The sequence below is a fragment of the Microbacterium sp. 16-032 genome, from assembly GCF_041079455.1.
Taxonomy (GTDB): Bacteria; Actinomycetota; Actinomycetes; order Actinomycetales; family Microbacteriaceae; genus Microbacterium; species Microbacterium testaceum_A.
This window is the reverse complement of the sequence record NZ_JBFYGQ010000008.1, coordinates 49,590-75,126: the sequence shown is the minus strand read 5'-3', so window position 1 is coordinate 75,126 and position 25,537 is coordinate 49,590. Positions and strand designations below refer to the sequence as shown.

The 25,537-nt window shown below is 70.9% G+C and carries 30 protein-coding genes; 10 read left to right on the top strand and 20 right to left on the bottom strand.

Features of this window, described 5'->3' with window-relative positions; all coding sequences use genetic code 11:
- The 7 genes from AB6V31_RS16215 to AB6V31_RS16185 all read right to left on the bottom strand — a co-directional run bounded on the left by AB6V31_RS16215 (position 1) and on the right by AB6V31_RS16185 (position 6,371).
- Positions 1-621, bottom strand: a complete 621-nt coding sequence (locus AB6V31_RS16215; RefSeq protein ID WP_369366891.1) for a class II aldolase/adducin family protein — start codon at positions 619-621, stop codon at positions 1-3.
- Between the two features lie 23 nt (positions 622-644).
- The gene (locus tag AB6V31_RS16210; protein WP_369366889.1) at positions 645-1,574 is read right to left on the bottom strand and encodes a carbohydrate kinase family protein; all 930 of its coding nucleotides are present in this window, start codon (positions 1,572-1,574) and stop codon (positions 645-647) included.
- 90 nt (positions 1,575-1,664) lie between these two features.
- A complete protein-coding gene (locus AB6V31_RS16205) occupies positions 1,665-2,030 on the bottom strand; it encodes a CrcB family protein (protein WP_074696312.1) in 366 nt (121 codons plus the stop codon).
- A 15-nt stretch (positions 2,031-2,045) separates the two neighbouring features.
- Positions 2,046-3,131 carry a hypothetical protein gene (locus AB6V31_RS16200; protein ID WP_369366888.1) on the bottom strand — a complete coding sequence of 362 codons (1,086 nt, stop codon included), beginning with the start codon at positions 3,129-3,131 and terminating at the stop codon, positions 2,046-2,048.
- Positions 3,132-3,217: 86 nt separating this feature from the next.
- The gene (locus tag AB6V31_RS16195) at positions 3,218-4,564 is read right to left on the bottom strand and encodes an extracellular solute-binding protein (protein ID WP_369366887.1); all 1,347 of its coding nucleotides are present in this window, start codon (positions 4,562-4,564) and stop codon (positions 3,218-3,220) included.
- A gap of 26 nt (positions 4,565-4,590) precedes the next feature.
- On the bottom strand, positions 4,591-5,427 hold the full coding sequence (locus AB6V31_RS16190; RefSeq protein ID WP_369366884.1) for a carbohydrate ABC transporter permease: 837 nt from the start codon (positions 5,425-5,427) through the stop codon (positions 4,591-4,593).
- Positions 5,427-6,371: a carbohydrate ABC transporter permease gene (locus AB6V31_RS16185; RefSeq protein WP_369366883.1), complete on the bottom strand. Its 945-nt coding sequence runs from the start codon at positions 6,369-6,371 to the stop codon at positions 5,427-5,429. Before AB6V31_RS16185 ends, AB6V31_RS16190 begins: the two co-directional genes overlap by 1 nt.
- Before the next feature lie 158 nt (positions 6,372-6,529).
- On the opposite strand from AB6V31_RS16185, the gene AB6V31_RS16180 reads away from it, so the two are divergent.
- Positions 6,530-7,360, top strand: coding sequence for an inositol monophosphatase (locus AB6V31_RS16180; protein WP_369366881.1), 831 nt, complete (start codon positions 6,530-6,532; stop codon positions 7,358-7,360).
- Between the two features lie 49 nt (positions 7,361-7,409).
- Here AB6V31_RS16180 and AB6V31_RS16175 read toward each other — a convergent pair whose 3' ends face one another.
- From AB6V31_RS16175 to AB6V31_RS16160, 4 genes are all read right to left on the bottom strand, one after another.
- Positions 7,410-8,066 (bottom strand): heme utilization protein, encoded by a 657-nt coding sequence (locus AB6V31_RS16175; protein WP_369366879.1) that lies wholly within the window; start codon positions 8,064-8,066, stop codon positions 7,410-7,412.
- Between the two features lie 105 nt (positions 8,067-8,171).
- Positions 8,172-9,242 carry a LacI family DNA-binding transcriptional regulator gene (locus AB6V31_RS16170; protein WP_369366876.1) on the bottom strand — a complete coding sequence of 357 codons (1,071 nt, stop codon included), beginning with the start codon at positions 9,240-9,242 and terminating at the stop codon, positions 8,172-8,174.
- A gap of 58 nt (positions 9,243-9,300) precedes the next feature.
- On the bottom strand, positions 9,301-10,266 hold the full coding sequence (locus AB6V31_RS16165) for a DNA topoisomerase IB (RefSeq protein WP_369366875.1): 966 nt from the start codon (positions 10,264-10,266) through the stop codon (positions 9,301-9,303).
- 4 nt (positions 10,267-10,270) lie between these two features.
- Entirely contained in the window at positions 10,271-10,540 is a 270-nt protein-coding gene (locus tag AB6V31_RS16160) for a Rho termination factor N-terminal domain-containing protein (protein ID WP_056225800.1), read from the bottom strand.
- A gap of 165 nt (positions 10,541-10,705) precedes the next feature.
- Here AB6V31_RS16160 and AB6V31_RS16155 point away from each other — a divergent pair, with 165 nt between their 5' ends.
- Both AB6V31_RS16155 and AB6V31_RS16150 read left to right on the top strand, forming a co-directional pair.
- Positions 10,706-11,551: a DUF4097 family beta strand repeat-containing protein gene (locus AB6V31_RS16155; protein ID WP_074696064.1), complete on the top strand. Its 846-nt coding sequence runs from the start codon at positions 10,706-10,708 to the stop codon at positions 11,549-11,551.
- A complete protein-coding gene (locus AB6V31_RS16150; RefSeq protein ID WP_056228198.1) occupies positions 11,551-12,156 on the top strand; it encodes a PadR family transcriptional regulator in 606 nt (201 codons plus the stop codon). The genes AB6V31_RS16155 and AB6V31_RS16150 overlap by 1 nt, the downstream gene beginning before the upstream one ends.
- A gap of 4 nt (positions 12,157-12,160) precedes the next feature.
- On the opposite strand, the gene AB6V31_RS16145 is transcribed toward AB6V31_RS16150, so the two are convergent.
- A complete protein-coding gene (locus AB6V31_RS16145) occupies positions 12,161-12,676 on the bottom strand; it encodes a universal stress protein (RefSeq protein WP_369366873.1) in 516 nt (171 codons plus the stop codon).
- A 162-nt stretch (positions 12,677-12,838) separates the two neighbouring features.
- On the opposite strand from AB6V31_RS16145, the gene AB6V31_RS16140 reads away from it, so the two are divergent.
- Positions 12,839-13,021 (top strand): DUF3073 domain-containing protein, encoded by a 183-nt coding sequence (locus AB6V31_RS16140; protein ID WP_056225789.1) that lies wholly within the window; start codon positions 12,839-12,841, stop codon positions 13,019-13,021.
- 134 nt (positions 13,022-13,155) lie between these two features.
- Here the strand turns inward: AB6V31_RS16140 and AB6V31_RS16135 are convergent, their stop codons facing one another.
- From AB6V31_RS16135 to purM, 3 genes are read right to left on the bottom strand one after another with little or no spacing between them, the layout of a single operon-like run.
- On the bottom strand, positions 13,156-14,373 hold the full coding sequence (locus tag AB6V31_RS16135) for a CynX/NimT family MFS transporter (protein ID WP_056225787.1): 1,218 nt from the start codon (positions 14,371-14,373) through the stop codon (positions 13,156-13,158).
- Complete coding sequence (gene purF, locus AB6V31_RS16130; RefSeq protein ID WP_056225782.1) at positions 14,370-15,845, bottom strand: amidophosphoribosyltransferase; 1,476 nt, start codon at positions 15,843-15,845, stop codon at positions 14,370-14,372. Before purF ends, AB6V31_RS16135 begins: the two co-directional genes overlap by 4 nt.
- A 6-nt stretch (positions 15,846-15,851) precedes the next feature.
- On the bottom strand, positions 15,852-16,994 hold the full coding sequence (gene purM / locus AB6V31_RS16125; RefSeq protein WP_369366870.1) for a phosphoribosylformylglycinamidine cyclo-ligase: 1,143 nt from the start codon (positions 16,992-16,994) through the stop codon (positions 15,852-15,854).
- 92 nt (positions 16,995-17,086) lie between these two features.
- Here purM and AB6V31_RS16120 point away from each other — a divergent pair, with 92 nt between their 5' ends.
- Positions 17,087-17,698, top strand: a complete 612-nt coding sequence (locus AB6V31_RS16120; RefSeq protein WP_056225776.1) for a hypothetical protein — start codon at positions 17,087-17,089, stop codon at positions 17,696-17,698.
- Between the two features lie 15 nt (positions 17,699-17,713).
- On the opposite strand, the gene AB6V31_RS16115 is transcribed toward AB6V31_RS16120, so the two are convergent.
- Complete coding sequence (locus AB6V31_RS16115; RefSeq protein WP_074696078.1) at positions 17,714-18,049, bottom strand: potassium transporter Trk; 336 nt, start codon at positions 18,047-18,049, stop codon at positions 17,714-17,716.
- A gap of 236 nt (positions 18,050-18,285) precedes the next feature.
- Entirely contained in the window at positions 18,286-18,642 is a 357-nt protein-coding gene (locus tag AB6V31_RS16110; protein WP_369366868.1) for a sterol carrier family protein, read from the bottom strand.
- 288 nt (positions 18,643-18,930) lie between these two features.
- On the opposite strand from AB6V31_RS16110, the gene purD reads away from it, so the two are divergent.
- The 4 genes from purD to AB6V31_RS16090 all read left to right on the top strand — a co-directional run bounded on the left by purD (position 18,931) and on the right by AB6V31_RS16090 (position 21,745).
- The gene (gene purD / locus AB6V31_RS16105; RefSeq protein WP_369366866.1) at positions 18,931-20,202 is read left to right on the top strand and encodes a phosphoribosylamine--glycine ligase; all 1,272 of its coding nucleotides are present in this window, start codon (positions 18,931-18,933) and stop codon (positions 20,200-20,202) included.
- Between the two features lie 92 nt (positions 20,203-20,294).
- A complete protein-coding gene (locus AB6V31_RS16100; RefSeq protein ID WP_369366864.1) occupies positions 20,295-20,636 on the top strand; it encodes a hypothetical protein in 342 nt (113 codons plus the stop codon).
- Positions 20,637-20,645: 9 nt separating this feature from the next.
- Positions 20,646-21,236 carry a class I SAM-dependent methyltransferase gene (locus tag AB6V31_RS16095; RefSeq protein ID WP_369366862.1) on the top strand — a complete coding sequence of 197 codons (591 nt, stop codon included), beginning with the start codon at positions 20,646-20,648 and terminating at the stop codon, positions 21,234-21,236.
- Positions 21,236-21,745 carry a hypothetical protein gene (locus tag AB6V31_RS16090; RefSeq protein ID WP_369366861.1) on the top strand — a complete coding sequence of 170 codons (510 nt, stop codon included), beginning with the start codon at positions 21,236-21,238 and terminating at the stop codon, positions 21,743-21,745. Before AB6V31_RS16095 ends, AB6V31_RS16090 begins: the two co-directional genes overlap by 1 nt.
- A 414-nt stretch (positions 21,746-22,159) precedes the next feature.
- Here the strand turns inward: AB6V31_RS16090 and AB6V31_RS16085 are convergent, their stop codons facing one another.
- Complete coding sequence (locus AB6V31_RS16085) at positions 22,160-22,573, bottom strand: hypothetical protein (RefSeq protein WP_369366859.1); 414 nt, start codon at positions 22,571-22,573, stop codon at positions 22,160-22,162.
- Between the two features lie 134 nt (positions 22,574-22,707).
- Here AB6V31_RS16085 and AB6V31_RS16080 point away from each other — a divergent pair, with 134 nt between their 5' ends.
- Complete coding sequence (locus tag AB6V31_RS16080) at positions 22,708-23,019, top strand: hypothetical protein (protein WP_369366857.1); 312 nt, start codon at positions 22,708-22,710, stop codon at positions 23,017-23,019.
- Between the two features lie 134 nt (positions 23,020-23,153).
- Here AB6V31_RS16080 and AB6V31_RS16075 read toward each other — a convergent pair whose 3' ends face one another.
- Both AB6V31_RS16075 and AB6V31_RS16070 read right to left on the bottom strand, forming a co-directional pair.
- A complete protein-coding gene (locus tag AB6V31_RS16075; RefSeq protein ID WP_369366855.1) occupies positions 23,154-24,710 on the bottom strand; it encodes a DHA2 family efflux MFS transporter permease subunit in 1,557 nt (518 codons plus the stop codon).
- Positions 24,707-25,330, bottom strand: coding sequence for a PadR family transcriptional regulator (locus AB6V31_RS16070; protein WP_369366853.1), 624 nt, complete (start codon positions 25,328-25,330; stop codon positions 24,707-24,709). Before AB6V31_RS16070 ends, AB6V31_RS16075 begins: the two co-directional genes overlap by 4 nt.
- Positions 25,331-25,537 lie beyond the last annotated feature (207 nt).

Below are 25,537 nucleotides of genomic sequence, written 5' to 3'. Positions count from 1 at the left end.
TCACGCTCCGTGCTTGTGTCCGTACCCGGTCGAGACCGCGGCGGTGAGCACCGCGGCCTGCTGCTCGGGGCTGAGTTCGGCGGGCACCGCCACCGCTCGCGCGCGCAGGTAGATGTCGCACGCCCACTCGAGCAGGGCGGTGTTCGTCACCGCGTCGGCGAGGTCCCGGCCCGTGGTGACGGCGCCGTGGTGGGCGAGGATCGCGGCGTTCGCTGCGGCGAGGGCGTCGCCCGTGTCCGCGGCGAGTTGGGCCGAGCCGAAGACCGAGAAGGGCACCACGTCGATCTCGCCTCCGAGGGCGAGCTGTTGGTAGTGCACGCAGGGCAGTCGGTCCGAGACGAGTGAGAGGGCGATCGCCGCGGGGGCGTGCGTGTGCACGACGGCCCCGACGGCCTCGTCGGCGTAGGCCGCGCGGTGCAGGTCGAGCTCGGAGCTCGGGGCGAGCGCCCCCTCGACGACTCTCTTCTCGCCGTCGACGATCACGACGTCGTCGGCGACCGCCTCGGCGAAGACCACTCCGGTCGCCGTGATCGCGATGCCCCCGTCCACGCGCACGCTGACGTTGCCCGCTGTCCCCTTGACCAGGCCCTGCGCGGCGAGAGCACGGCAGGCGTCCGCCACGGCTTCTCGCACACCGCTCGCGATCACAGCACTCCCGCCGAGAGCAGAGCATCGATGGATGCCGCGTCGTACGCGCCGTGATCGGTACCCACGCCGGCGACGACCTGTGCGGCGGTGGCCGATCCGAAGCGCGCGGCGTCGCGCGAGGACCACCCGCGGAGTTTGGCGAAGACGAAGCCGGCCGAGAAGGCGTCTCCGCCGCCGCTGGTGTCGACCGGTTCCGCGGGCACGATGGGGACGAACTCGAGGGCGCCGCCGTCGACCACCACGATGTCGTCGCCGCCGTTGGTGCACGCGACGACCGCTGCTCCCGCCGCGTGCAGGGCGCGGGCGGCGGCGGGCAGGTCGTCGGCGCCGGTCCAGCCGATGGCCTGCTCGGCGTTGGGGAGCACGTAGTCGGTGTGCGCGAGCAGGGGCTTGATGAGCGCGTAGAACGCGGGGTCGCCGCCGATGAGGAAGTCGAGCGACGTCGTCGCTCCGTGCCGACGGGCGTACTCCAGGATCTCGATGACGTTCTCGGGACCGAGCAGCTCGGGCGCTCCGACGTGGACGTGGTCGGCGGCGGCGAGCGCGTCCCAGGGCACGACGTCGGCGGCGAGCGCGTTGGCCCCGACCACGTGGAGCGCCGGTCGCGACCCGTCGGAGCGGATGGGGAGGACGGATGCCGAGGTCGGCAGTTCGTCGGTGCGCAGGTTCGACACGTCGATGCCGGCGTCGCCGAGCAGGCCGACCAGCACGCGTCCGGCGACGTCGTCGCCCACGGCCCCGCTCGTGACCACGCGCGCGCCGAGCTTGTTGAGCACGAGCGCGGTGCCGCCGGCGGGTCCCGCTGCGGACATCACGATCTCGTCGACAAGGAGCGAGCCCTGTCCCTCGGGGATCTCATCGACGGGCTGGACGATCGTATCGAGCACGTGGGCTCCGAGCGTGACGATCGAGGGGGCGGCGTTCATCGTCGAACCTCCGGGTCGGGTGACCGGCGCGGCGAACCCACGACGGTAAGTGGCACATTTGTACCACTTTCTCGCCGGGTTCGACAAGCGTCAGCGCGAAGCCCGCCCTCCACGGCCGAGGAGTACGCCGCCCCAGGCCGCCGCCGTCCCGACGACGACCGTCGCCACCCCCCACCAGAGCAGGCCGAGGTCGGCCGACTCGACGGCGAGCGAGCTGTAGGTGGTGAACCCGCCCAGGATGCCGGTCCCGATGAACAGCTGCACGCGCTGCGCACGCGAGGACTCCGGCATCCGCGCTCTCCAGCCGTACAGGATGCCGATCGCGAACGCCCCGACGACATTGATCAGCGGTACGAGGGCCGGGCCCAGGTCTTCGCCGAGCGCCAGGGTGAGACCGGCGCGCACGGCCGTACCGATCGCGCCGCCGACGGCGACGAGGCCCACATCCCGCCACATGTTCACCGCGCCACCTTACGCCCGCGGCCCCTGCGACTCGGCGAGGTCACGCGCGGTCGACCCACCCCTGCGGGACCCTCGCCTCGAGCCAAGCGACGAGATCGGGAAGTCGTCGTACACGCTCATCACCGTGAACAGCGTGCGGGCCCGCGCGTCCGCGCCCCGGAGCCGTCCGCCCGACAACCACGAGAGCGACACGATCTCGGATGCCGCGACCACCCGCGACCGACGGAGCCCCGGGCGGACGACCAGGTGATCGTCGAAGCCGACGATGCGCGCGCGCCCGACCGAAAGCGCCCAGACGAGGATGACCGCACCGAGAACGCCGAGGGTGCTGAGCCACACGGTGACCCCGACGGCGGCGAGCGGGCCGCCCTCGATGACCTCTCCGATCGCGAGGACGATGGCGCCCGCCAGGAAGACCAGACCGGTGCCGCGCGCGATCAGATGCTGCGAGGGGGCGCGTTCGACGACGAAGAGAGGCCGAGGGGCGCCGTCGCCCGCGGGGGGATCGCTCTCGGCGGGAAGGGGGTGGGGCGCGGGCGCCGGCCGGTTCTCGATGCGCCGACGGAAGATCAGGTACCCCACCACGGCGAGCACGCCCACGGCTCCCACGACCGCGAGCCACGCCATGTTCAGCACGAAGGCCGTCGGGATGGACAACAGCGAGTACGTGAAGACCGCCAGGATCGCCGTCTCGCGCTGCCGACGTCTCTTCCACGTCGCTTTCCAGCCGTTCGGAGCCGCGCTCTTCGACATCGTCCGGGCGGTCGCGAGCAGCTGCGGGTCCGCGGCCGCTCGGGCGACCTCTTCGTCGGACCACTCGTCGCGCCGCCATCCGCGTGGACGAGCGGATTCATCCATCGCCGCGCGGATCAGATTGCGGAAGGCGTCGTCCTGCCGGAACCCCCGCCGGAGTGCCCCCCGCGATGCGACCGTCGAGCGGAACAGCTCCTGCGTGCCGGGGACCAGCTCGTACAGCGCGCGAGCCTCGGGCGAGAGAAGCCCGTACAGACGCGTGGGGGATTCGCCAGGGTCACCGACGCCGGTCTTCCGGAGGGATCCGCGGGACGCGTCCGAGGGCGAGAGGTCGTCCGTCACGCGTCGATCCTCTCAGTCCGTCGTCGCGATCGCCCGCGCTCCCGGCCGCCTTGACAGACCGGGAGCGCGGGCGGAGAGCTCCCGGCTCAGCCCGCCGCCGTGTTGTAGGCGGCGATCTGCGACGCGGCCTTCGTCTCGGCATCCGACATGGTCGAGGTCACGTCGGCACCCTCGGCCACCTGGGTGAACGCCCCGATGACGGTCGATCGCAGCGAGGGGAAAGCGCCCGTGCGGCAGCCCGCCGCGGCGCTCGACGCCGGAGTGTTCGCGAGCTGGTCGGCCATGGCCTTGACGTTCGGATCGGCGAGCGAGGCCGCGCCGGTCGTGGTGGACGCTGCCCCCGTGTTCGACGCGAGGTACCCGGTGGCATTCGCCCACGCCGCCTGCACCTCGGCCGAGTGCAGGAAGCTCACGAAGGCGTAGGCCGCGCGCTGCTGCGCGCCGGAGTGCCCGTCACCCGAGATCCAGAGCGCATTGCCGCCGATGACCACACCAGCGTCGTCAGACTCGGCGGTGGAGGGGAAGGCAGCGACCGTCGACGCGGTCTTCTTCGGATCGGCCGTCGTGTAGGCGCCGGTCGAGGTGAGCATGATGCCCACCTTTCCGCTGGCGAAGGCCGAGACCATCGCGCTGTTGTCGGTGCCGGGGTTGAGCATCGAGCCGTCCTGGAACAGCTTCTGCAGTCGCTCCATGAAGCCCACCTGCGTCGGCGAGGTGAGCTGCAGTCCGGTGATGCGGTCGGAGCCGCGACCGTTGTCGGGGGTGCAGAAGTCCACCCCGCCTGCGGCCGACATCTGCTCGATCATCCACGAGTCCGACATGTTCATCGTCAGGCCCGAGGCACCCGTCGCCGCGTGGATCTTCTCGGCCCACGATGCCACCTCGGCGAGGGTGCGCGGCGGGGAGTCGGGATCCAGCCCCGAGCGCGTCACGAGGTCGCGGTCGAGGTACATCACCGGCTGCGACACCGCGAACGGCATGGCGGCGAGCCCGCCCGCGCCGTCGCCGTAGTAGGCGCTGACCGCCGGGGGGAAGCTGTCGAGCGAGAACGAGGTGTCGCTCGCGGTGAAGGTCGAGAGGGGGACGGTCTTCTTCGAGTCGACCATGAAGCCCGTCGAGATGTCGTTCATCATCAACACGTCGGGCGTCGTGCTCGACTGCACGGCAGCGGTGTACTTCGTCTGGGCGTCGGCGTACGACCCCTGGAACGAGGACTCGACGGTGATCTCGTCGTCGTGCTCGCTGTTGAACTGCGACACGAGGGCGTCGAGCTCGGTCGCCGCCGGTCCACTCATCTCGTGCCAGAACTGCAGGGTCACGGGGCCGGAGTCGGCTCCGGAGGAGGATCCGGATGCCGTGCACCCGGCGAGGGCGAGGAGGAGGGCGGCTCCCGCGGCGGTCGCCGCGATCGTGGTGCGGGGGCGCAGAGACATGGGCTCGGGTTTCTTTCTGTCGGGTCTTATTTGAGGGCGCCGGCGGTGATCCCGCCGGCGAGGAAGCGCTGGGCGAGCAGCACGAGGACGAGAACGGGGAGGGTGACCATGGCGGCGCCGGCGAGCACGACGCCTACGTCGGCGGCCTCGGCGCTGGAGAGCTGGGCGATGCCGACCTGCACCGTGCGGTTCTCGGGCGAGTTGGTCACGAGCAGCGGCCAGAAGAACCCGTTCCATGCGGCGGTCGCGCTGACGAGGGTCACCGAGATGAGCGTCGGCTGCACGATCGGCAGCAGCATCGACCGGATGAAGCGGACGTGCCCGGCACCGTCCAGGAGCGCGGCGTCGCGCAGCTCCCCCGGGAAGCTGAGGAACGCCTGCCGGAACAGGAAGATGCTCAGCGCCGAAGCGAGGAAGGGCAGGAACACCGCAGGCAGGGTGTCGATCAGCCGCCACGACGAGATCGTCAAATAGTTCGCGATGAGGATCGTCTCACCCGGCACCATCATGCTCGACAGGATCAGCAGGAACAGGGCGCGCGTGCCCCGCAACCCGCAGAAGACGAGGGCGTAGGCGGTGGCGATGCCGATGGCGACCTGGAAGAACGTCTGCACCAGCGTCACCACCACGCTGTTGACGAACTGGTGGCCGAGCGGGATGACCTGGGTGGCGCGGATCACGTTGTCGAGCGTCAGGTGCAGGGGCAGCAACCCCTCGAGGCCCTCGTCGAGCCAGGCAGTCGGTGTGAGCGCACCCTCGAAGATGTAATAGAGCGGAAAGCACACGACGATCACCGCGATGACGAGCCAGAGGTAGAGCAGGGCGCTTCGCACGCGCGCGCGGGCGGACAGCAACCGCGCCATCAGTAGTTCACCCGCTTCTCGAGCACGCCGAACTGCACGAGCGAGAGGCCGAGCACGAGCAGGAACAGCACGACTCCCACCGCCGCGGCGATGCCGAAGTTGGCGCTCCCCGCCCCGAACGCCGCCTGATAGATCGTGTAGACCAGGGTCGTCGTCGAGTTCGCCGGGCCCCCGCCGGTGAGGATCTGGATCTGCCCGAACGTCGTGAGCGCCTCGACGGCACCCGTCACCACGATGAAGAACAGGGTCGGCGTGATGAGCGGCAGCGAGATCGACCAGAGCGTGCGCAGCGGACCCGCCCCGTCGAGGTGCGCCGCCTCGATCACGTCGGGATCGATCGCGCCGAACGCGCCGAGCAGCAGCAGCACAGTGAATCCGAGCGATCCCCACACCGTCACGGCGATCACACTCGGCATGGCCCACTGGGTGCTGGTCAGCCAGGGCACCGGCTCCCCTCCGAAGCGGGCGATCACGGAGTTGACCAGCCCGCCGGCCGGAGCGAGCATCGCGGCGAACGCGACCGAGGCCACCGAGACCGAGGCCACGAGGGGCGAGGTCAGCAGAGCACGAAAGATGCGGATGCCGCGGAGCTTCGCGGTCAGCGGGATGACGATGAGCAGCCCGACGACGAGGCGACCGACCACGACCGCGACGCAGAACACGGCCGTGCGCCACAGCGTGTCGGCGAACTGCGGGTCGGTGAAGATCGTCGCGAAGTTCTTCGTTCCCACGAACCCGGCGGCCTGGCCGAAGATGTCGGTCCCCTGGGTGCTGAGCCAGACGACCTTGCCGAGGGGGTAGAAGACGAAGACGGCGAAGACCGCGAGCGCGGGGACCATCAGGGCGGCGCCCAAGCGTCGGTCGGCGCGCCGCCAGGCCAGGGTCGAGGCCGGCCGACGATGGTCGGCGAGCGTCGGCCGGCGGTCGAGTGTCGAGAGCGACATCGGCTACCTTTCCGTCATAGGGAACGTTCCCTTTTCTGATGACGGACTCACTCTGCGACACCACGAGAGACCGGGTCAAGGCGACCGGCGAGCGGTCGCCGAGCGTTCACGCGGCGTTCACGAGCACCTGAATCAATCCCCTGACCCCGAGGAGAACCATGACCACGCACCCCTCCCCCGACGACCTTCGCACTCTGGCCGAGACGGCCGCGCGAACCGCCGCGCCGGCCCTGCTCGCCGCCTTCCGCTCCGACATGAGCGTGTCGTTCAAGCGCGACGTGCACGACGTCGTGACGATCCACGATCGAGCAGCCGAGGCCACCATCGCCGGGGTCCTCCAGGACGGCGCACCCGGCTCGGTCATCCTGGGCGAAGAGACCGGCAGCTCGGGCGAGGCCCCCCTGCGCTGGATCATCGACCCGATCGACGGCACCGCCAACTTCGCACGCGGTCTCGCCTACTGGTGCATCTCGATCGCCGCCGAGCTCGACGGAGAGGTCGTTGCGGGCGTCGTGTTCGACCCCGTCGCCGACAACATGTTCTCGGCGGGCGTCGAGCTCGCCCGCCTGAATGGAGCACCGATTCGATCGGCATCCGGCCCCGCCGAGCTCTCGACCCTGCTCACGAGCTTCCCCGGGCAGCACGACGTCGACCTGCTCGGCGAGGGCGCCTTCGACCTGCTCGCCGAGATCACGCGCACGTACCAGCACCACCACAGCACCGGCAGCGGAGCCCTGAACCTCGCTCATGTCGCAGCCGGATGGGCGGATGCCACGATGGGCTTCGACACCCACCCCTGGGACGTGGCCGCCGGAGCCCACATCCTCCAGCGGGCCGGCGGCACGTACACGGGATTCCGCTCCGGCGTCGAGGTCGCCCGCGCCCACGAGAGCCTCGACTACGTCGCCGAGGGAGCGGGCGGAGAGCACGGAGTGCTCATCCGACACCTGCGCGCCCTCTCCGGGCAGTGGATGCCGACCGGGCAGTGAGAGAGTCCGGATGCCGCGACCGTGCGGCATCCGGACTCATCGGATCGGGCTACGCGCCGGCGAGATTCCAGGTGCGCACGTGCTCCCACGTCATCGTCTGCCACCAGCGTCCCGACCAGTCGGGGCTCGAGGTGCGGTACATCACCACCGTGCGTCCCGAGAAGCCGGCGGGGACGGGGACGTCGAGCTCTCGGATGAACTCCCCCACCTCCTCGTACAGGTCGGGGCGCACGTACAGGTCGTGCGAGGCGAGCGAGAGGTGCCCGCGATAGAGCTCGGGGACGAAGTCGTTGGGCAGGGGATTGTGCATCGGGGAGCGGAACGGGGCGACCGTCGCCTCGATGTCACGGGCCAGGCCCACCAGGTCGTCGTTGACCGAGCCGTCGGGGTTCTCGCTCACGTCGTAGACGTAGCCCCGACCCTGCGCCCGGACGCCGGCATTGTGCACGGGAAAGGCGGAGCGGCCGTCGAGCAGGCCGGTCAGCGCGCCGATGACCGCGGGCTCGGAGAACCCGAACGGCTGGCTGCCCACGAGGGTGGCGTGCGGCGGGAACGCCCCCGCAGAGAGCAAGCCGTACTGCGCGCGCAGCTGGTCGGTCACCGCGGTCACCGCGCGGCAGGTCTTCGCGTCGGGGCGCAGGTAGATGCCGTAGCGGAAGGGATCGCTGTCGTCTCGGGGCAGCTTGTGGGCGATGTGGTCGTTCATGCGGTCTCTCCGTGATGCCGATAGGGAACGTTCCCTATTGTGCGCGGAACAGGCGCGACGCGATCGACGCCGCGGCATCCGGCGGGTGAACGGACGGTGACGACGTCAGCGGGCGACGGCCGTGCGCCCGGGGACCAGTTCTCCGTCGATCGCGTGGTGCGTCACCGCGGTGGCGAGCCCATCGATCTGATCGACGACCGCATCGACCGACAACCGGCCGATCGTCCGCAGCGGCTGACGCCACGATGTCAGGCCCAGCAGCGACGTCATGAACGGCGTGACACCGTCGTAACCCGTCACCGCCATCTCGGAGGGGACGGCGACCCCGCGCACGCGCAACGCCTCGAGGGCCGCAACCGCCCAGGCGTCGCTCGGCGCCATGAAGGCGGTCACTCCGCCGGCCGCGAGCACCGCCGCGACGATCGCGTCGGCCCCGTCGAAGCCCGGGCCGGCATCGTCTCCGCTGAAGGTGACGACGTCGACGCCCCGCTCGCGCAGGCGCTCGGCCATCGCGTGCGTGCGCCTCGATTGGGTGATCGACGAGACCGGGGTGAACGTCATCACCGCGACCCGGCGATGCCCGAGGTCGGCCACGTGGTCGGCGAGGGCACGGCCACCCCCCACCTCGTCGCAGTACACGCTGCTGATCGTCGGGTCCTCTTCCGGGCGCCCCGCGACGACGGCCGGGATGCGCCGCGCGAAGGGCGTGATGTCCTCGACGGGGAGGGCGCCGCTGCAGACGATCAGCCCCTCCACCCGCAGCGCCACGAGGGTCTCGAGAGCGCGGCGCTCGTCGTCGACCGAAAAGGATCCGGCCCCGGTCGCCGTGACGACCCGGTACCCGCGAGCCGCCGCCTGCTCCTGAAACGCGGTCAGCAGATGACCGTAGAACGGTGTCGACGCGTCGCGGACGAAGACGCCGAGCGTGTGACTGCGGTGGGCCGACATCCCCCGCGCGTGCGCGTTGGCGACGTACCCGAGCTCGGCCGCCGCCTGCCGAACGCGATCGATGGTGTGGGCGGCGACCCCGGACGCCCCCGAGAGCGCCCGCGAGACCACCGACTTCGACACCCCCGCGGCCGCGGCCACGTCGTGGATGGTGGGGGCGGCCCCGGTCGAGCGGGGTGTGGCGCGACGGGCCGATCGGCGACCGTCGTCGGGGGTCTCGTCTCGCACGCCTTCACGCTATCGGGCGACCAGCCGGATCGACCCGCCGGGATGCCGCGAGCCGGAGTCACTCCCCGAGGATCAGCCGCCTGATCGCGGCGTCCTTCGAGCCGCCCAGCTCCATCGTGCGGCCCTTGCGGTACAGCGAGAACACCCGCGGGTCGATGTAGCTCGCCTTCGCCACGGCAGGCGTGTTGCCGAGCGCTTCGGCTGTGGCGCACACCGCGGCGACCTCGGCCTTCTTGCGCTCGTTCTTCCCGCCCGTCGTGCCCGCGTTCGCGAGCGACTCGGCCGCGAGGATCGTGCCACGCAGGGTGCGGAAGTCCTTCGCGCTGAACGGGCCGCCCGTCAGGGAGCGGACGTACGCGTTCACGTCGCCCGGCGTCAGGGGAACGCGTCGTCGCCCGCGCTTGTAGCTCAACAGCGCCGCCCGCGAGCGCCCGAGGGCGAGCTCTTCGACGATGGATGCCAGCTCCGCATCGCGCAACGAGAGCTCGGCGCGCTTGCCGCTCTTGGCGGGGAACGACAGACGGATCAGGTCGCCGTCGACCGTGGCATCGCGTCTCTGCAGAGTCGTGAGCCCCCTGCTCCCGTTCGTGACGAAGTACCGGGCGTTGCCCACGCGCGGGGCGACCAGGTCGAGGAAGCGGAACGACACCGCCAGCACCCGCTCGCGGTCGACCTCGGCGCGGCGAAGCGATTGCGTGACGCGGGCGCGCGCTCGGGGCAGGGTCTCGGCGAGCTGCAGGGCACGGGCGAACTTGCCCTTGTCCTGCCGCTTCGACCAGTCCGCGTGGTACGTGTACTGCCGCCGCCCGGCCTCGTCGGTGCCGACGGCCTGGATGTGCGCGTTGGGCTCGCGGGCGATCCACACCTCGCGCCAGGCGGGAGGGATGACCAGTCCGCGCGCGCGTTCGGCCTCGCGTTCGGGCACGGAGGCCCCGGTGTGATCGACGAATCGGAAACCCGAGCCGGAGCGCACCCGGCGGTACCCGGGGTCTTCGTAGGGGCGGACCCGGACGAGACGGGCCATCGCGTCAGTGCGTGCGGAGCATGTCGATGAGCTCCGCCTTCTTCTTGCCCGAGTACCCGGTCAGCCCAAGCTCCTTCGCGCGCTTCTTCAGCTCGGCGACCGTGCGGTCCTCGTAGTTCTCGGCGTGCCCGCCCTTCTCGCCGATCGCGTCGCGGCCTCGAGCGGCTGCGGCGTTGGAGATGCGCGCGGCCTTCTCTTTCGAGTCGCCCTGCTTCCGCAGCTCTTCGTACAGGTCGGGGTCCTTCAGGCTGTTCGATCCTCGCCCTTGCGGCATGGCTGTCTCCTTCCGTCGGGAATCCCGACGCTAGGGGGGAGCGCCTCCCGCCGCACTCGGCTTGACAAGCCGTTCGCACCGTCTCGTCGAACGGGGGTTGACCAACTCGCGATATATCGCGATACTCGAACCAACGCGATATATCGCGAGTGAGGAGAAACAGCCATGGAGAAATGGATCGTCCACCCCGGCGAGACCCGCGTCATCGACGTCAACGCCCTGCGCGAGCTGAAGATCGGACTCGTCGGCGGCCAGGTCGACGTGATCGCCCACGACGAACCCGACGCCCGCATCGAGGTGCACGGCGTCACCGTGAAGGACCTGCGCATCGAGATGGTCGACGGCCGCCTCGAGATCAACCACCCCCAGCTGCGGTGGGACAACTTCCTCGAGGTGTTCCGCAACTTCGGCGCGGGTGGCCCGAAGGCCGAGGTCAGCGTCGCGGTGCCGCGCACCGTCGCCCTCACCCTCGGCGTGGTCAGCGCCAGCGCGCTCGTCTCGGGGCTTCACACCGATGTGCGCTTGAACACCGTCTCGGGCGACATCATCGTCGACGGCCTCACGGGCGACGTGGACCTCAACGCCGTCTCGGGCGACGTGCAGGTGCGCGAGCTCGATGGCGCCCTGAGCGCCAACAGCGTCTCGGGCGACGTCGCCGCGACCGGCCGCATCACGAAGGCCTCGATCGACACGGTCTCGGGCGCCATGCTCGTCGACTCGACGGGACCGACGCAGTCCGTCTCGCTCAACTCGGTCAGCGGCACCGCCACGATCCGCCTCGACCGCTCGCTGCCCGCCAACTACGTGTCGCGGTCGGTCAGCGGCCGCGTGCAGATCGACGGCCAGGTGCGATCCGGCAAGGGCCCGACCAACTTCACCGGGTCGACCGGCGCGCTCGCGGGCCAGTTCGTCGACGTGCGCGCCAACACCGTCTCGGGCGAGATCACGGTGCTGCGCCGCGGCATCTCGGGCCTGCGTCCCGAGGAACTCGCCGGAGAGGAGGAGTGGTGATGAGCCCCGTCTTCTCGCACGGCGACCTGCGCCTGTACATCCTGAGCCTGCTCGACGAGGCCCCGCGCCACGGCTACGACCTCATGCAGGCCCTCTCCGAGCGCACGGGCGGCACCTACTCGCCCTCCGCCGGCACCATCTACCCCCGACTCTCGAAGCTCGAGGAGGAGGGCCTGGTCACCAAGACCGTCGACGGCCGCAAGACCGTCTACGAGATCACGGATGCCGGTCGCGCCGAGGTCGCCGCGCGCACGGGCGACCTCGAGGGGATCCAGGCCGGCCTCGCCGACAGCGTGCGTCTCATCGCGGACGAGGTGCGGGGCAGCGTCCGGGACGCGATGCGCAGCCTCCGCGCTGATCTGGCCGCCGCCTCGCGCGAGGAGCGCGAGCAGGCGCAACCGACCCCGGCCGATGACCCGCGCTCGCGCAGCCGGGAACAGCTGTCGCGGGCCGATGCCGCCATCAACGAGTTCCGCGGGCGGGTGCGCTCCGAACTGCGGGCGCACGTCGCGCGCGGCGGAGAGCTCGCGGCATCCGGAGTCGACGACATCGAGGCGGCACTGCGCCAGGCGTCCGAGGCCGTCACGCGAGCGATGCGCGGCTAGGGCGTCACTCCCACGGCAGATCATCCTCGGCGCCGACCGGTTCTCCCTGCGGGACGATGAGGACCGGTCGGCGTTGCCGATGGCTCAGCCGTGCCGCCACCGAACCGGTGAGGAACTCGCGCAGCGATTCGCCGAGGCCGCGCTTGCGCGTACCGACCACGATGAGCGACGCGCCGATCTCGTCGGCGAGTTGGATCAGTGCCAGGGCGGGGTCTCCGATGATCTGGCGCACGCTCCAGGTGACGGTGCTCTCGCCGAGAGCTTCGGCCGTCGCGCGGCGCACCTCGTCGAGGGCGGCCTTCGCCGCCGCCCCGGCCACGTCCACCGTGGAGGAGTGCACGTATCCGTCGGGGTCTTCGAAGGCCACGAATCGCGTGGTGTCGACGTGGGCGACGATCAACTCGGCGTGCGAGAGGGCCGCGTAGTGGGCCGCCTCGCGCACGATCCGGCTCGACTGCCCGGGGACGACGGCGGCGATCACCTTTCCGGCACCGACGCTCGCGCGGGGCTGATCGGTCATGGAGTCTCCTCTCGACGACGGCCGCGGCCCGGTCGCCGCCCCTCGACGGCTCGGCCGGAATGCGCCGTGATATCCTGGCTGTTACTCTTACCGGCTCGGTCCGGAACCGCAATACGCAGGGCCCACAGTCGGCCCTCGACGTCGATCGTGAGGGGGTCTCGCATGGGGCGTGGCCGTCAGAAGGCGAAGAACACCAAGATCGCCCGTGAGCTGAAGTACGACACCTATTCGGTGAACTACTCGGCTCTCGAGCGCGAACTGGGTGCACCCGCTCCGGGTGAAGACGCGTACGTCGACAAGTGGGCCGACCAGTACAGCGACGAATACGACAACGAGAAGGCCTGACGCCTTCCCGCTCGTTCTCGTACCGCTCGTACCTCGGTGCCGCGGTCGTCTGATCGTCGTACCCGCAGAAGCCAGAACGCCGAAGGGCGGTGACGTTTCCGTCGCCGCCCTTCGCTCGCGTTCGCGTTGCGTCGTCACCAAGTGAGGCCCGTGCGACGTTCCCACGCCTCTTCGACGCTCTCGCGGCGCACCATGACGATCGCGGCGGGAACGACGAGCAGCAGAGCGACGCCGAGAAGAGAGAGACCCGCGATCCAGCCCCCGGTCACCTCGTGCGTGAGGCCGATGGCCAGCGGCATCAGGGCGGCGAAGGCGTACCCCACGCTCTGCACGAACCCGCTCAGGGCGACCGTCGTCTCGTGCGAGCGCGTGCGCAGCCCGAACAGCACCAGTGCGAGGGGGAACATCAGGGGCGGGATGCCGATGAGCACGACCCACAGCACGGTCGCGGTCGCCGGAGCCACGATCAGCCCCAGCACCCCCGTCACCCCGCACCCCACCGCCACCACGTAGAACGGGGTGGTGCGGCCGAGCCGCGCCACCAGCAGGGGCACGAGGAGTGACACCGGCAGACCCATGAAGGAGAAGAGCGCGAGCAGTCCGCCGGCCTCCGCGGCATCCACTCCGGCGACGTCGATGAGCAGGGGCGGCATCCACGCGAACATCCCGTAGGCGACCGAGGAGTTCACGCCGAACGTGATCACGAGGGCCCACGTCTGCGGCACACGCACGAGCCGCGACAACACGGCCGTGCGCGGCTCGTCGAGCGCATCGCGTCGCGACGCCCGCGCGCGCAGGTTCAGAGCGACCCAGGGGGCGACCGCGGCCAGTGCCACGACGGCCCACGTCACGAACGAGCCGCGCCACCCCACGGCATCGGCGAGGGGCACGGCGACGAGCGGGGGCGTGAACGTCGCCACCGCCATCGCGGTGCTGTAGACGGTCGTCATGAGCCCGATGCGCTCGGGGAAGTACTTCTTCACCACGGTCGGGATGAGCACGTTCGCGACGCCCACCGCCGCGAACACCCCGGCCGTCGCTCCGAGGAGCGACCACGCGTCCAGCGCCGCCGCGCGAAGCCCCAGCATGACCGCGGCCGTGATTGCGGCGATCAGCACCGAGCGCTCCAGCCCCAGGCGCCGCTCGATGGCCGGTGTCACCATTCCGGCGAGTGCGAACGCCACCGGAGGAGCCATGCCGATCAGGCCCACCACCACCGCCGGGAGCGGGAACTCCTCGCCGATGCGCGTCAGGAGCGGCGACAGCGAGGCCACCGCGATGCGCAGGGTCAACGCCAGCAGCACGATCGCCGCCGCGGCGAGGGCGATGGTTCCCGCGCTGCGGCGGGTCAAGACTCCTGGCTGCCCTCGACCCAGGCGAGGTACTCCTCCGACACGGTTCCCGTGACGTAGCGGCCGTCGAAGCAGCTCATGTCGAGATCGACCAGGTCGGTCCCCTCCATGATCGCCGCCTTGAGGTCGTCGACCTCCTGGTACACGAGGTAGTCGCAACCGAGCTCTTCGGCGATCTCGGGGATCGTGCGGCCGTGGGCGACGAGCTCGTGGCGCGAGGGCATGTTGATGCCGTACACGTGGGGGTAGCGCACCGGCGGGGCCGCCGAAGCGAACGTCACGCTCTTGGCCCCGGCATCCCGAGCCATCTGGATGATCTCGCGGCTGGTGGTGCCGCGGACGATCGAGTCGTCGACGAGGAGGACGTTCTTGCCCTGGAACTCGGTCGACATGGCGTTGAGCTTCTGGCGCACGCTCTTCTTGCGCACCGCCTGCCCCGGCATGATGAAGGTGCGGCCGACGTAGCGGTTCTTGTAGAAGCCCTCGCGGTACTCGATGCCGAGCTTGCGGGCCACCTGCATCGCGGCCGGACGTGCGGAGTCGGGGATCGGCATGACCACGTCGATCGTCCCCGCGGGGGTGTACTTCGCCACGGTGTCGGCCAGGCGCTCGCCCATGCGCAGGCGCGTCTCGTACACCGAGACGCCGTTCATGACCGAGTCGGGGCGCGCGAGGTAGACGTACTCGAACGAGCACGGCGCGAGCGTCGGGTTCTCGGCGCACTGCTGGGAGTGCAGCGTCCCGTCGAGGGTGATGAACACCGCTTCGCCGGGGAGCACGTCGCGCACGACCTCGAAGCCGGCGTTCTCGAGCACCAGCGACTCGGACGCCACGATGTACTCGTCGCGCGGCTCGCCGCCCGGCACCTGAGCTGCGGGCCGCTTGCCGAGGATGAGGGGACGGATGCCGAAGGGGTCGCGGAACGCGAGCAGACCGTAGCCGGCGATGAGGGCGATCGAGGCGTACGAGCCCTCGACGCGCTCGTGCACGCGGGCGACCGCGCGGAACACTTGGGCGGGGTCGAGATCGGGGCCGGTGATCTCGGACTGCAGCTCGGAGCCGAGAATGTTCACGAGCAGCTCGGTGTCGCTGCTGGTGTTCAGGTGCCGACGGTCCTTGTGGAACAGCTCGCCCGTGAGCTCGCGCGTGTTCGTCAGGTTGCCGTTGTGCACGAGCACGATGCCGTAGGGCGCGTTGACGTAGAAGGGCTGGGCCTCTTCTTCGTTCGACGCGGTGCCCTTGGTGGCGTAGCGCACGTGACCGAGGCCGATGTCGCCGAGCAGGGCGCGCATGTCGCGCGTGCGGAAGGCCTCGCGCACCTGACCGCGGGCCTTGTGGATGTGGAAGACGCCGCTGGACTCGGCCGTGGCCATGCCCGTCGAGTCCTGGCCCCGGTGCTGGAGGAGGAGGAGCGCGTCGTAGATCTCCTGGTTGACCGGGCCCTGCCCGGCCATGCCGACGATGCCGCACATGAGGTGTTAGCTCGCTCCGTTCGCCGGCGTGCCGGCATCCGCGTAGGTTCCGACCAGGCGCACGGCGCCGCCGTCGACGCCCTTGGCGCCCTGTTCGTACTCGCCCTCGGGGCGGGCTGCGTCGCGCACGACGCCGACCTGCCACGTGGCGATGCCCTCGGCCTGCAGCGCCGCGATCGCAGCGTCGGCGACCTCGGCGGCGACGACCGCGAGGAAGCCGATGCCGAGGTTCCACGTGCCCTCGGTCGCCGTCAGCTCGAGGCCGCCCATGTCGGCGAGCACGCGGAACACCGGCGAGGGGCTCCAGGTCGAGCGGTCCACGTCGACCCACGTGTTCTGGGGCAGGACGCGCGCGAGGTTCGCCGCGATGCCACCGCCCGTGACGTGGCTGAGCGAGTGGATGCCGGTTCCCACGGCCTCGTCGTCGAGCAGGCGCAGCAGCGGCGAGGTGTACAAGCGCGTGGGCTCGAGCAGCGCCTCGCCCCACGTCCCGCCGAGCTCGGCCGAGGCGGAGCCGTAGGCGATGCCGGCGCCGGTGATGATGTGGCGCACGAGCGAGTAGCCGTTGGAGTGCAGGCCGCTCGAGGCCAGCGCCAGTACGACGTCGCCGCTGCGCACGCGATCGGCGCCGAGGATGCGGTCGGCCTCGACCACGCCGGTCGCCGCTCCCGCGACGTCGTAGTCGTCGATGCCCAGCAGGCCGGGGTGTTCGGCGGTCTCGCCGCCGACCAGCGCCGTGCCGGTCATCGCGCAGCCACGCGCGATACCCGCGACGATGTCGGCGATGCGCTGCGGCACGACCTTGCCGCACGCGATGTAGTCGGTCATGAACAGCGGACGCGCACCGACCACGACGATGTCGTCGACGACCATGCCGACGAGGTCTTCGCCGATGGTGTCGTGCTTGTCGATCGCCTGCGCGATCGCGACCTTCGTGCCGACGCCGTCGGTGCTGGTCGCGAGCAGGGGGCGCGCGTAGTCGCGGAGCGCGGAGGCGTCGAAGAGACCGGCGAAACCGCCGACCCCGCCGAGCACCTCGGGCCCGTGCGTGCGACGCACGGCCGACTTCATCAGTTCGACGGCGAGATCTCCGGCGGCGGTATCGACGCCTGCGGCGGAGTACGGGTTTTCGTGGGGAGCGGAAGCCACCGCAACAGACTACCCGGGGCGAACACGCGCGGGCACCGCGCCCCCGACGCAAGGCCCACCCCGAGGCCTCTCCCCGTCCCTACAATGACGCCATGACGGGCGGTCAGCCGGAGTGGGTGATCCGCGAAGACGCGGCGCAAACGGTGCTCGTCGCGCTCTATCTGCGCCAGGTCCTCGGCATCCGGTCTCCCGACGAGCTCCCCGCCCTGCGTCGCGTGCCGCCCCCGTGGGTGGACGAGCGGACGGATGCCGCGCACGCCCAGCTCGAACGGGAGTGGCGCGAGTATTGGGCGATGACGGTGGAGCCGCAGGCGCACCCCTCGCCCGTTCCCCTCGAGTTGATCGACGGTTTCGACACGCTCGTCACCCTGCCGGTCGAAGGATCCGAGACCCTGCGTGCGGCCATCGGGGCGCACGCCGACGACGCAGTGGACTTCGCCCGGCTCGCGCACGACCGCTACGCCCGCGAGGCCGCCGCCCGACCCGGGGTCTCGTACCGCGCCTACGCGAGCGCGATCGCCGCGCACGAGCGGGCCGTGGGGCGACGCGCGCACTCGTTCGAGCTGAACGTGCAGGTGCTCCCGCTGGCCCAGCGGGGCGTGTGGTGGATCGGTTCTCTGACCGTGGCGGTGACCGACGGTCTGCGCGGCGACGTGGCCGCCTTCGACACCGCGATCCACCCGATCATCGCCGAACTGGCGTGAGAGACGCTGTGCCGGTCAGATGCCGTGCTGCTCGTGCTCGACCGTGACCTGGCGGGTCCGGCCGCCGACGGTGCGCTCGAAGATCAGGGCGACGATCGCCCCCACCGCGACGCCCAGCACGACGAAGATCAGGGCCGTGAAGCCGAAGACCTGCATCTGCGAGTAGACGACCTGCGTGTACGGGCTGATGTCGGAACCGTCGATGAAGACGGTGAGCAGGAGAGCGACGAGGATGCCGAGGAACGCCCCGGCCGCCAAGAACACGCCGTACTTCGGGGCGCGGCGAACCGTCAGCGTCTGGCGCTCATCGCGCGCGGCGGACGATCGTTCGGGGGCGGGCTGCTCGGCCATACGCCCATTGTCCCACCGCCGCACCGTTTCGGGGTCGCTCTGTCTCGGCGTCGAGAGGGCGGGGCGGCGGGCGTGCGGGGCGGAGGCGGGACGGGGCCGGGACGCGAGCCGGTGCCCTGATGGCGATAAACGCTCACTGCACCGGGAAACGCCCTCCGCGAGCGTTTGTCAGTGCAGCGAGCGTTTGTCAGTCGGATGGGGGGACACCGCGACCGCACCGTCGCGAGCGCACCGCCTTACGGCCGCAGCGGCAGCAACGCGCTGAGGTCGGCGCGCACGCCCGAGGCGACGATGCGGCCAGCGGTCACGGCATCCGCCCACTTCTCTTGACCCGTGGCGACGGCGATCCAGGTTGCGGGATCGGTCTCGACCACGTTGGGCGGAGTGCCGCGCGTGTGCCGGGGGCCCTCGATCACCTGCACCGCGCCGAAGGGCGGCACGCGCATCTCGACCGAGTTGCCGGGGGCCTTCTCGACGAGCAGCTGCAGCAGGTAGCGCACAGCCGTGGCGGTCGCCGGGCGCGGGGCATCTCCGGCAACGACCGCGGCGAGCGCGGCACGGCCGTCTCCGGTTTCGATGCGGCGGGGAGGCATGGCATCCACGCTACCGGCGGGCCAGTGGCGGGGGCGCCGCGCGGCGCGTGGCGGCACAACGCAGGAGATCGGCGCGCGAACACGGGAGAACCGCCGACCCGGGCGCGCCCTGTCGCCGGGTCTCCTGCGTGGTGTCGGGGCGCCTCCCTCGAGACCCACCGCGACACAACGCAGGAGAACATGCGCCTGCGAAGCCAAGCGTGCCCGCCCGATGCGGCCGGACGGTCGCGCGTCCTGCGTTGCGCCCGCGGCGCGAAGGTGCGATCCCGCGCTCGGTAGGCTGTCCGCGTGAGAATCCTGGTCCTCGGTTCGGGCGCGCGCGAGCACGCCATCATCCTCGCGCTGCGCTCCGAAGAGGAGTCGCACGCGATCTTCGCCGCCCCCGGCAACGCCGGAATCGCCCGCGAAGCGCACCTCGTCGACGTCGACCCGATGGACCCCACCGCCGTCCTGACCTTCGCGAAGAACGAGGCGATCGACCTCGTCGTCGTCGGCCCCGAAGCGCCCCTCGTCGCGGGCGTCGCCGACCCGCTGCGCGCGCACGGCATCCCCGTGTTCGGCCCGGGCAAGGCCGCGGCCCAGCTCGAGGGGTCGAAGACCTACGCGAAGCGGATCATGGATGCCGCGGGCGTCCCCACCGGCGGATCGGTCCGCGCGCACGACACCGCCGCCGTCGAGGCCGCCCTCGACCGGTTCGGCGCCCCGTACGTGGTCAAGGCCGATGGTCTGGCCGCGGGTAAGGGCGTCATCGTGACCTCCGACCGCGCGGCGGCCCTGGCTCACGCCGAGAGCTACCTGCCGAGCGGCGCCGTGCTGATCGAGGAGTTCCTCTCGGGCCCCGAGGTCTCGCTCTTCTTCCTGAGCGACGGCGACCACGTCGCCCCCCTCAGCCCCGCCCAGGACTTCAAGCGCCTGCGCGACGGCGACGAGGGCCCCAACACCGGCGGCATGGGGGCGTACTCGCCCCTCCCCTGGCTGACGGAGCGCTTCGGCGGCGAGGACGAGTTCGTGGCGCAGGTCACGCGCGACATCGCCGAGCCCGTGATCCGCCAGATGGATGCCGAGGGCACCCCGTTCATCGGACTCCTCTACGCGGGGCTCATCCTGACCGAGCAGGGCGTGAAGGTCATCGAGTTCAACGCCCGTTTCGGCGACCCCGAGACGCAGGTCGTCCTGCCGCGTCTGATCGACCCCCTGTCCCGCCTCCTGCTGGCGGCGGCTTCGGGCACGCTCGAGGATCAGCCGCGTCCCGCTTTCGCCGAGGCGACCGCGGTCACGGTCGTGCTCGCGAGCGAGGGGTACCCCGAGGCGCCCCTCACCGGTCGCGTGCTGACCGGGATCGACGAAGCCGAAGAGGTCGACGGCGTCCACGTCGCCCACGCCGCGACGGCGCTGCGCGACGGCGACCTCGTCGCGACGGGTGGGCGTGTGCTCAGCGTCGTCGCCACCGGCACGACCTTCGGCGAAGCGCGCGAGGCGGCCTACGCCGGGCTCGAGCGCATCGGGCTCGAGGGCGGGCAGTACCGCACCGACATCGCCGCGCGCGTGGCCCAGGGCTGACGGGCCCGACCCGTTCCGCCGACCCGCGGTCGCCCCCTCGGCGAACCGCTTCGTGCTCGAGCCGGGCCGCGCGCGCCGCTAGCGTGTGGGCCATGGTCGACAGGGATGCCACGGCACGGGGCCGTGAGATCTTCGACCCGATCGCCGAACGCCAGTGCGACCTGCCGGGCGTCGACATCGGGCGGATCTTCGGCACCGAGGGGCTGCGCATCCGCGAGAAGGTCTTCGCGTTCGTCGTCCACAGCGGCTCGCTCGTCGTGAAACTGCCCGAGGAGCGGGTCGGCGAGATCGTCGACGAGGGGATGGCCGGCCCCATGATCATGCGGGGGCGCCCGCTGCGCGAGTGGGCTGAGGTCCCGGTCGACGCGGGAGCTGCGCGCTGGAACCAGCTCATCGACGAAGCGCGAGCCTTCGTCGACGCGATCACGCCGTAGCCTCGACCGATGACTTCGACCGCGTACGACGCCCGGGCCGACGAGTACATCGACGCCCTCGGGACGATGGATGCCGTCCACCCGGTCGACCGGAGCATCGTCGAGGCCTGGGCCACCGCCGTCACCGGCCCCGCGCTCGACGCCGGCTGCGGCCCCGGTCACTGGACGGGGCACCTGGCCGGAGTCGGGCTCGACGTGCGGGGCGTCGATCTCGCGCCGCGGTTCGTCTCGCACGCGCGGGCGGCTCATTCCGGCATCCGGTTCGATCTCGGCTCGATCGACGAGCTCGAGGTGGAGGACGGTGGGCTCGGCGGCATCCTGTCGTGGTTCTCGACGATCCACCACGAGCCCGCTCGCATCGACGTCCCGCTGCGGGAGTTCGCCCGAACGCTCTGCCCGGGCGGGCGACTGCTGCTCGGCTTCTTCGTCGGAGAGAGCATCGAGGCGTTCGATCACGCTGTGACCCGCGCCTATCGCTGGCCCGCCGCTGAGCTGGGGCGGAGAGCGGATGCCGCGGGCTTCGACATCATCGAGACCCACACGCGCGCGACCCTCGGCGCCCGGCCGGTGGGGGCACTGCTCTGCGAGCGGCGGGCGTGATGCGGGCGCGGAGTGTTGTCGCGCTCGGGCTGAGCGCCGTGGTCCTGGGGCTCGCGGGGTGCTCCTCGGAGAGGGGGCGCCAGGACGTCGACGGGGTGCTCTGGCGGCAGGCGATGGCGCACGAGAAGGTGGGGGCGCTCCTCGATGTCTCGCAGCGCGAGACCGAGACCGTGCTCACGGGGCTCCGGGATGCCGCGTGGGATCGCACGGAACAGACACCACCCGATGTCCGCGAAGGCGCGATGGTCGTCTACGACCTGCACATCGCCGAGCCCACCGCTACCTTCTCCGTCTTCCTTTCGTCGGGTCCCCGGCCGGACCTCCCCCGCGATGGCGGCGGGCTCTCCAACGGTCCGAGTGAGGTCTACACCTGCTGGGACGTGACCGCGACGTTCGGCCGGACGCCCGCGACGACGACCCGCGAACTGCGCGCAGAATGCCCGCCGGCTCTCGTCGAGCAGTTGTCCGACGACGCCGCCTTCGTCGGTCGTGACGCGTTCGACGGCTGAGCGACTTCTGCCGCGCCGGCCACGGGTCGGCACCTCCCCGCTGACGAAGGGCGCCGACCGTGGCGGCAAATTCAAGGGGCCGCGAGAGGGCGCCGAACAACGCGGTGCTGAAGAATTCTCCGCTCGCGCCGTGACGAACCGCCCTGTCGACCCGTCTCCTCAGTGATCCGCCCTGCGGATCCTCAGACCGCCCGGCCGGCGCGCCCCCCAAATCCGCGTCGGCCGGGTGTCGTGGCGTTCGGCAGGACGGCGACGACCTGCGTGTCTCTGACCCACGGACGGCGGGTGTGCACGGCGATGCCCGGGCGACGACGCCCCGGCCGGCCGCGACCACGCCGATCCCCGGCATCCGTCCCACCACCTCCCCGCGCCTGAATTCCGCACATGACGGACACCGCGGCGCATACGGGTCGCTCAGTCCGGCGAAGGTCGCCAGGCCCGCACCTGATCGATCGCGGCGCGCCACCCCCAGACATTGAGGCGGGCACCGACGACGCCGCTGTCGGTGAAGTTGTTCGGCAGCGATGTCGGAACGACGGGAGTGTTCGCCACGATCTCGAGCAGACCGTCGGTGAACAGCTCCTTCCCCAGGAGGGCCTGAGCGACGACGGGAAGCCCCTCCACGTCGCTCCCCCGCGGCGGAGCCTCCCCGCGCCACGGCAGCACACCGGCGACGAACGCCGACCGACTCACCGGACCCGAGCGCCGGAGCGACACGACGTGCAGCGCGCCCCACGCGGAGTCGTCGAGCGGAACCGCGATGACATCGCCCTCGTGCATCGTCACGGTCGTGCGCGGACGGTGAGGAAGAACGCGCTGCCGGGCCATCCCCCCATCCTGCCGCGGAGACGACATTGAGGGTGCCCACGGTAGATGTCGCCCTCCTCCGCGTCGGCCCGGTGTCGCGGCGTAGGGTTCTCAGGGCGGCGCCCATGCACCGCGAACGTAGGAGGGACGATCGGATGCGGCGCCAGAACGCGCGTGAACGTCTCGCCGCGGCTCTCCTGCCCGGAGAGGTACCCCTCGTCACGGTCGACGCCGACACGTCGTCTGCCGCCCCCGGAGGACTGCTCGCGGTCACTCCCACCCGCGTCGTCTACACCGCGAAGAACGACAGCTGGGCGATGGAACTGCACCGGGTGACGAACGTCTTCTTCGAGCAGGAGTATTCGCGCGGTCTCATCCGCATCGAGTCGGCCGAGACGCGACTCTTCACCGCTGACGCGTCCGACGCGCAGCGGGTCGTCGCCGCGCTGCGCGCCGGGCGTCCATAGGGGCGCACCCTCACATCACGGGCAGAGGCTCCTCCCGGGCGCGGGACCGAGTCCGCGGCATCCCCGAAGCATCCCCCGATGAAACGCCGAACGCCGCCGCCCCGCAGAGGGACGACGGCGTTCGATCGCGCGGGTTACTCCCCCGCCGCGGCGGGAGCCGCCTGTGCCGCCTGGGCCGGAGCCGCGTCGCGCGGAGCGCCGTGCGGCCGGATCATCGACGGCCGACGCATGAACAGCACCGCGACGAGGCCCAGGGCGATCACGATGATCGGCAGGGTGAGCGACTCGCCCATGGCCTGCGAGAAGCCGGTGACGACCTGCGGGGGCAGTTCCCCGCCACCGAAGCTCGCGGATGCGTCCGCGGCCCCCGGCAGGTTCGCCTCGAGGCGCGCCTGCATGAAAGCGGCGATGGATGCCGAGCCGATGACCGATCCGACCGTGCGGGTCGTGTTGTAGATGCCGGCGCCCGCGCCCGCCTGACGCGGCGGCAGGTTGCGCGTCGCAGTGGTGGCGAGCGGCCCCCACATGCCGGCGTTTCCGATACCCATGAAGACGGAGGGGATTAGGAACATCCAGATCGGGGCGTCGTTCAGGATGAGCGCCACGTACAGCCCCAGCGAGCCGCCGACCAGCAGGAGTCCCGGCACGAGCAGGAAGCGCGGGTCGGTCCGGTCGAGCAGCTTGCCCGCGAAGGGGGCGAGCACGCCCGACAGGATCGCGAGCGGCACGAGCAGCAGAGCCGACTCGGTCGGGGTGAGACCGCGGGCGAGCTGCAGGTAGAACATCTGCGGCAGCGCCATGCTCGTCACGGTGAAGCCGACCGCGGCGATCGCGAGGTTGGCGATCGAGAAGTTGCGGTCGCGGAACAGCGCGAGCGGAACGAGCGGCTCGCCCTTGCTGCGCGCCTGCGTCCAGATGAACAGCGCCATGACGGCGACACCCGCGGCGACCATCGCCCAGATCCACGCGGCCCACGAGTAGTGCTCGCCCTCCTGCAGACCGAACACGATGAGGAAGAGTCCGACGGCGCTGAGGACGACGCCGAGGATGTCGAACTTGTGCGCGGTACGCGGCAACTGCGGCACGAGGATGACGGCGGCGATGAAGCCGATGATGCCGACGGGGATGTTGATGAAGAAGATCCACTCCCACCCGAGGCCGTCCACGAGCAGGCCGCCCGCCAGAGGGCCGACGAGGGTCGCGACACCGGCGGTGGCGCCCCACAGGCCCATGGCTGCTCCACGGTTCTGCGGCGGGAAGGTGCGGGTGATGACGGCCATGGTCTGCGGCGTCATCAGCGCGGCACCGAGACCCTGCACGGCGCGGGCGACGATCAGCACCTCGAGGGAGGGCGCCAGACCGCACGCGAGCGAGGCGAGGGTGAAGAGCGCGAGGCCCGTGAGGTAGATGTTCTTCGGGCCGAAGCGGTCGCCGAGACGGCCGGTGATCAGCAGCGGGACCGCGTACGTCAGCAGGTAGGCGCTGGTGACCCACACGACGTTGTCGAGGTTGTTGGTATCGGGGTCGAGGGCGGCCTTGATGGCGGGGTTCGCGACCGAGACGATCGTGGTGTCGACCAGGATCATGAAGAACCCGATGACCAGGGCCCAGAGGGCCGGCCAGGGGCTGCGTTCGTGGGTCTTGTGAGACCCGGTGGTGGATGCCGCGGAGGCGGCGCGGGAGTCGGTCATGGGGTGGTCTCCTTTGAGACGCGGTGCTTCTTCTTGATGTGTTCGGGGATTTCGGCGATGCCCCAGGCGAGGGAGCGATCGGCGAGGCGCGCACGCAGGGAGTCCTGCCACGCGAGTTCGGCGTGGAGCAGAGCGGATTGGCGCCGCAGCTCGATGAGGAATTGTTCGGGGGTTTCGCGCTCGGCCGCGGCGGTCAGTCCGTCGTGATGGTCCTCGACCGAGGCGACGAGCTGGGCGCGACGCTGGTCGAGCAGGTCGATGACTTCGGCGCGCTCGAGATTGTGGGCTTCGGAGAGGGCGACGCGGAACTCGCTCGGCCTGTCGATGCGGGGCAGTTCGGAGCGCACCCATTCTTCGAGGGCCCGATGGCCGGCATCCAGGATCGTAAAGGTGGTGCGTTCCGGTCGATTGCCGTCGCGATCGACGCCGGCTTCGGCGAGGAGTCCGTCGCGTTCGAGGCGGGCGACCGTGTGGTAGATCGTGCCCTTCTGTAGCGGGATGAGCCGGTCGTCGCGGCGTTCCTTCAGCAAGCGCACGAGCTCGTACGTGTGCATGTCGGCTTCGCGGAGCGTGGCCAGAATCATGACGGCGACGGGGGTGAGGCGGCCGGTCTGCAGCATCCATCCTCCTCATGGTCCGTGTCGACTAGTCCACGTGGACTATACGCGGTCTCGCCACGCCTCGCGAACCCGCACGGATGAACATCGGGTGTCCGACGCACCTCCGCCTCGCCGCGCGGGGTCGGTCACCCCACGGACGCCCGACGGCGGGGAGGGCGTGCGCCCGACGCAGAGCACGCCGCACCCGGTCAGGGCGCGGCGTGCTCG

Bases quoted from the DNA above. Each gene is read 5' to 3' on its own strand.
- AB6V31_RS16210 (WP_369366889.1), bottom strand. From the start codon at position 1,574: ATGAACGCCGCCCCCTCGATCGTCACGCTCGGAGCCCACGTGCTCGAT.
- AB6V31_RS16205 (WP_074696312.1), bottom strand. From the start codon at position 2,030: ATGTGGCGGGATGTGGGCCTCGTCGCCGTCGGCGGCGCGATCGGTACG.
- AB6V31_RS16195 (WP_369366887.1), bottom strand. From the start codon at position 4,564: ATGTCTCTGCGCCCCCGCACCACGATCGCGGCGACCGCCGCGGGAGCC.
- AB6V31_RS16190 (WP_369366884.1), bottom strand. From the start codon at position 5,427: ATGGCGCGGTTGCTGTCCGCCCGCGCGCGCGTGCGAAGCGCCCTGCTC.
- AB6V31_RS16185 (WP_369366883.1), bottom strand. From the start codon at position 6,371: ATGTCGCTCTCGACACTCGACCGCCGGCCGACGCTCGCCGACCATCGT.
- AB6V31_RS16180 (WP_369366881.1), top strand. From the start codon at position 6,530: ATGACCACGCACCCCTCCCCCGACGACCTTCGCACTCTGGCCGAGACG.
- AB6V31_RS16175 (WP_369366879.1), bottom strand. From the start codon at position 8,066: ATGAACGACCACATCGCCCACAAGCTGCCCCGAGACGACAGCGATCCC.
- AB6V31_RS16165 (WP_369366875.1), bottom strand. From the start codon at position 10,266: ATGGCCCGTCTCGTCCGGGTCCGCCCCTACGAAGACCCCGGGTACCGC.
- AB6V31_RS16160 (WP_056225800.1), bottom strand. From the start codon at position 10,540: ATGCCGCAAGGGCGAGGATCGAACAGCCTGAAGGACCCCGACCTGTAC.
- AB6V31_RS16155 (WP_074696064.1), top strand. From the start codon at position 10,706: ATGGAGAAATGGATCGTCCACCCCGGCGAGACCCGCGTCATCGACGTC.
- AB6V31_RS16150 (WP_056228198.1), top strand. From the start codon at position 11,551: ATGAGCCCCGTCTTCTCGCACGGCGACCTGCGCCTGTACATCCTGAGC.
- AB6V31_RS16145 (WP_369366873.1), bottom strand. From the start codon at position 12,676: ATGACCGATCAGCCCCGCGCGAGCGTCGGTGCCGGAAAGGTGATCGCC.
- AB6V31_RS16140 (WP_056225789.1), top strand. From the start codon at position 12,839: ATGGGGCGTGGCCGTCAGAAGGCGAAGAACACCAAGATCGCCCGTGAG.
- purF (WP_056225782.1), bottom strand. From the start codon at position 15,845: ATGTGCGGCATCGTCGGCATGGCCGGGCAGGGCCCGGTCAACCAGGAG.
- AB6V31_RS16120 (WP_056225776.1), top strand. From the start codon at position 17,087: ATGACGGGCGGTCAGCCGGAGTGGGTGATCCGCGAAGACGCGGCGCAA.
- AB6V31_RS16115 (WP_074696078.1), bottom strand. From the start codon at position 18,049: ATGGCCGAGCAGCCCGCCCCCGAACGATCGTCCGCCGCGCGCGATGAG.
- AB6V31_RS16110 (WP_369366868.1), bottom strand. From the start codon at position 18,642: ATGCCTCCCCGCCGCATCGAAACCGGAGACGGCCGTGCCGCGCTCGCC.
- AB6V31_RS16100 (WP_369366864.1), top strand. From the start codon at position 20,295: ATGGTCGACAGGGATGCCACGGCACGGGGCCGTGAGATCTTCGACCCG.
- AB6V31_RS16095 (WP_369366862.1), top strand. From the start codon at position 20,646: ATGACTTCGACCGCGTACGACGCCCGGGCCGACGAGTACATCGACGCC.
- AB6V31_RS16090 (WP_369366861.1), top strand. From the start codon at position 21,236: ATGCGGGCGCGGAGTGTTGTCGCGCTCGGGCTGAGCGCCGTGGTCCTG.
- AB6V31_RS16085 (WP_369366859.1), bottom strand. From the start codon at position 22,573: ATGGCCCGGCAGCGCGTTCTTCCTCACCGTCCGCGCACGACCGTGACG.
- AB6V31_RS16080 (WP_369366857.1), top strand. From the start codon at position 22,708: ATGCGGCGCCAGAACGCGCGTGAACGTCTCGCCGCGGCTCTCCTGCCC.
- AB6V31_RS16075 (WP_369366855.1), bottom strand. From the start codon at position 24,710: ATGACCGACTCCCGCGCCGCCTCCGCGGCATCCACCACCGGGTCTCAC.
- AB6V31_RS16070 (WP_369366853.1), bottom strand. From the start codon at position 25,330: ATGCTGCAGACCGGCCGCCTCACCCCCGTCGCCGTCATGATTCTGGCC.